Below are 1,976 nucleotides of genomic sequence, written 5' to 3'. Positions count from 1 at the left end.
CTCAGCGGCGGCTGCGACATAAATAAACGCTGCGCCGCTCGACTCATGTTGTTCTCTTCCGCCACCACGGAAAAATAGCGTAGAAGGCGGATGTCCAGAGAGTGCAAAGGCGATGTTGTCATACCGAAAAGGTATCACGGAAACGGTATTACCCCAATCATTCCGCACGCTCTATCCTCATGCCGTACACGAACTCACGAGGTGATTATCATGGATTCAGAACGCTATTTAACCGGTCAGAGAATGCTGCAACAGGTTGATGGAAAAGGCGGAGATGCGGTAGTCGAAAGTCTGCAGGATATTGCGCCAGACTTCGCCCAATACCTGATTGAATTTCCTTTTGGCGACATCTATTCAAGGCCGGGGCTGGATTTACGCAGTAGAGAAATTGCCACCGTCGCCGCGCTCACCGCCATGGGTAACGCCGCACCGCAGCTTAAGGTACACATCGCCGCCGCGCTGCACGTTGGCTTAACGCAGGAAGAGATTATTGAAGTGATGATGCAGATGGCTGTTTATGCGGGATTCCCGGCAGCACTCAACGGCCTGTTCGCTGCAAAAGAGGTGTTTGCCTCCCACAGAGGTTAAAACAAAGGCCAGCGGAATATCTGCTGGCCTGACCTCACTACGGTTTCACATCTTCCACACGCATGCCTTTGAGTTGCTCATCCGTCAGCGTATTTCCCGCTTTGAAATAATCCACGACCGCATTAGAGACATAGTAACCGCCGGATGTGTTACGCGCTTTGCCTTCAGTAAATGTCGTGAAACCATCACCGCCGTCCGCCAGGAAGCTATTGGTGGCAATGTGATAAACCGTGGCATCCTCAATGGGTTTGCCGTTTAACGTCAATACGCTAACCCGCAGACCAACCGGTTTACTGCTGTCATATTTCATCTCCAGTCCTTTGGACACCTGCAATACACCGTTGCTTAAACCCGCGCCGTGCTCCATCAGGCTACGTAACTGCTTCCCGGTGAGATCCATGGTTGCCAGCTCATTCGGGAACGGGAAGGTGCTAATGACTGCGCCCATGGTGATGACTCCAGCAGGGATTTCATTCCGGATGCCGCCCGAGTTAGTGAGCGCTAACTGGGTATCTTTACCCGCCGCAACCAGCAACGCATCTGCCGCCAGATTTCCCAGCGAAGAAGATTCACCGTAAGCACGCGTCAGCTCAACCGGCGCGTTGGCAACCGTCTGCTGCACCACTTTATCGAGCTTTTTATTCCAGCCATCAATGACCTGTTTCGTCTGCGGGTCTGGCTGCCACTCATCAGCAAAAATGGTTTTCAGCTCGAAGTTCTTCACGGTAAATTGATGCGGTTTTTGCTGGTAATCCAGCACCAGTTTACCCACATCAATGCCGCCGCTGTCGGTAGACAGAATCAGGGTGTTACCTACTTTAATCGGCTCCGGCGTGCCCACATGCGCATGACCGGTGATCAGGATGTCCAACCCCTGCACCTGGCCTGCGGTCTGGATGTCTTTATCCAGCGCACGGCGTACATCGGTGCCCCCCAGACTGGACTGACGCGCTGGCGTGCCTTCATGGATCAGCGCCACGGTGAGATCGACTTTGCCTTTCAGCTCATCGATATAGCGTTGCAACCACTTCACTTCATCCCGCGCCTCGATCCCGACACGTGTCGCAGCGGAAACCGTATCATCAAAAGCAAACACGCCGTGCAGGCCAATCACGCCTATCTTTACGCCATCTTTTTCAATAATGGTGTAAGGCTTATCCCAGAACATTTTGCTGCTGTTTTGGTAAAAGATGTTGCCCTGCACGATCGGAAACTTTGCCTGGCTCAGTTGCAGCAGCGTATTGTCCCAACCGTGATCGAATTCATGATTACCCATGGTGACAGCGTCAAAATTCATGGTGTTCATGATATCGATAATCGCCTTCCCCTTGGTCAGGCTGCTGATATATGGCCCGGTGAAATAGTCGCCAGCATCCAAAAACCAGGTG

Annotated in this window: 3 protein-coding genes; 1 reads left to right on the top strand and 2 read right to left on the bottom strand. The window is 52.5% G+C overall.

Annotation, left to right across the window (positions count from 1 at the left end):
* On the bottom strand, positions 1-122 hold a 122-nt coding region (locus FDW87_RS22230), incomplete at its 3' end, for a LysR family transcriptional regulator (protein WP_252363103.1).
* A gap of 88 nt (positions 123-210) precedes the next feature.
* Between FDW87_RS22230 and FDW87_RS10110 the strand changes: the two genes are divergently transcribed.
* Positions 211-588, top strand: coding sequence for a carboxymuconolactone decarboxylase family protein (locus FDW87_RS10110; RefSeq protein WP_016157923.1), 378 nt, complete (start codon positions 211-213; stop codon positions 586-588).
* A gap of 37 nt (positions 589-625) precedes the next feature.
* On the opposite strand, the gene FDW87_RS10105 is transcribed toward FDW87_RS10110, so the two are convergent.
* A partial coding sequence (locus FDW87_RS10105) for a bifunctional UDP-sugar hydrolase/5'-nucleotidase (RefSeq protein WP_252363096.1) occupies positions 626-1,976 on the bottom strand: 1,351 nt, incomplete at its 5' end.

Origin of the sequence: Citrobacter sp. wls826, assembly GCF_005281245.1 — a bacterium.
GTDB classification, from domain to species: Bacteria; Pseudomonadota; Gammaproteobacteria; order Enterobacterales; family Enterobacteriaceae; genus Citrobacter; species Citrobacter braakii.
The sequence above is the reverse complement of the archived record's forward strand: the minus strand, read 5'-3'. Positions and strand labels throughout refer to the sequence as shown.

What these genes read in the sequence shown, in the direction of transcription:
- FDW87_RS10110 (WP_016157923.1), top strand. Translation starts at nt 211, where the DNA reads ATGGATTCAGAACGCTATTTAACCGGTCAGAGAATGCTGCAACAGGTT.